The sequence below is a fragment of the Falsiroseomonas oryziterrae genome (assembly GCF_021864505.1).
Lineage (GTDB): Bacteria > Pseudomonadota > Alphaproteobacteria > Acetobacterales > Acetobacteraceae > Falsiroseomonas > Falsiroseomonas oryziterrae.
Window position 1 is genome coordinate 1 of record NZ_JAKJIB010000533.1, and the last position, 1,661, is coordinate 1,661.

The window sequence follows — 1,661 nt, forward strand, 5'->3', positions numbered from 1 at the left end:
GCTGGGGCGACCGCCAGGCCGGCGTCGCCGCCGCCAGCGCGGCGGAGCGCGTGGCGGCGCAGCGCGCGCTGGCCGACCTGCCGCTGAAGCACTTCCTGGCCGAAGCCGTCGTGCCCTACGAGCAGGACGAGGTCACGCAGCTGATCATGGACAGCCACGACGCGGGCGCCTTCGCCCCGGTCTCGCATCTCACCGTTGGCGGCTTCCGCGACTGGCTGCTGGGCGAGGCCGATAGCACGACGCTTGCGGCCCTCGCGCCCGGTCTGACGCCGGAGATGGTCGCCGCCGTCAGCAAGATCTGCCGCCTGCAGGACCTGGTCAGCATCGCGGCCAAGTGCCGCGTCGTCACGCGCTTCCGCAACACGATCGGGCTTCCCGGAACGCTCTCCATCCGGCTGCAGCCGAACGATCCGGTGGACGACCCGCGCGGCGTCGCGGCGCAGATCCTGGATGGGCTGCTGCTCGGCGCCGGCGACGCGGTGATCGGCGTGAACCCGGCCACCGACAATGTGGACAATCTCTGCCGGCTTCTCGGCATGCTGGACGGACTCCGCGCGCGCTTCGAGATCCCGACGCAGTCCTGCGTGCTTGCCCATGTCACGACGACGCTGCTCGCCATCGAGCGCGGCGCGCCGGTGGACCTGGTCTTCCAGTCCATCGGCGGCACGCAGAAGACGAATGAGAGCTTCGGCGTGTCGCTCGCTCTGCTGCGCGAGGCGCATGAGGCAGCCCTCGCGCTGAAGCGCGGCACGCTCGGCAGCAACGTGATGTATTTCGAGACCGGCCAGGGCAGCGCGCTCTCGGCCGAGGCGCATCACGGCTGCGACCAGCAGACCATCGAGGCCCGCGCCTATGCCGTCGCCCGCGCCTTCTCGCCGCTGCTGGTGAACTCCGTCGTCGGCTTCATCGGCCCCGAGTACCTCTACGACGGCAAGCAGATCACCCGCGCCGGGCTCGAGGACCATTTCTGCGGCAAGCTGCTCGGCCTGCCGATGGGGGTGGACGTTTGCTACACGAACCACGCCGAGGCTGACCAGGACGACATGGACGCGCTGCTGACGCTGCTCGGCGTCGCCGGGGTCACCTATGTCATGGGCGTGCCGGGCGCGGACGACGTGATGCTGGCCTACCAATCCACCTCCTTCCACGACGGGCTCTATGCGCGCGCGGTGCTGGGTAGGCGCCCGGCGCCGGAATTCGCCGCCTGGCTCGACCGCATGGGCCTTGCCGATCGCACGCCGGACCGCCTGCCGGCCCCGATGGGACCGGTGCTGGCATGACCGCGCCGGTCCTCTGGCGCGACCTGCGCCGCTTCACCACCGCGCGGGTCGCACTCGGACGTGTCGGCCACGCGCAGCCCACCGCCGCGCATCTCGACTTCCAGGAAGCGCATGCGCGCGCCCGCGACGCCGTCTGGTCCGAGCTCGACACGACGGCCTTCCCCGATGCGCGTCTGGTGGCCAGCGAGGCGCCGGATCGACGCACCTATCTGCTGCGCCCCGATCTCGGCCGGCGGCTTCGCACCGAGGATCGCGCCGCGCTCGCCGCCACGCCGAAGCCCGGCTGCCTGGCGCTCGTCGTCGCCGACGGTCTCTGCGCCAGCGGCGTCGCGACCCAGGCCCCCGCCCTGCTCGACGCGCTGCGGCCGGCGCTGGACGCCG

At 72.0% G+C, this 1,661-nt stretch carries 2 protein-coding genes; both read left to right on the forward strand.

Features of this window, described 5'->3' with window-relative positions:
• Nucleotides 1-1,280, forward strand: a 1,280-nt coding sequence (locus L2I40_RS22840) for an ethanolamine ammonia-lyase subunit EutB (RefSeq protein ID WP_237217656.1), incomplete at its 5' end; no start/stop codon positions are given.
• On the forward strand, nt 1,277-1,661 hold a 385-nt coding region (locus L2I40_RS22845; protein WP_237217657.1), incomplete at its 3' end, for an ethanolamine ammonia-lyase light chain EutC. The genes L2I40_RS22840 and L2I40_RS22845, both read left to right, overlap by 4 nt.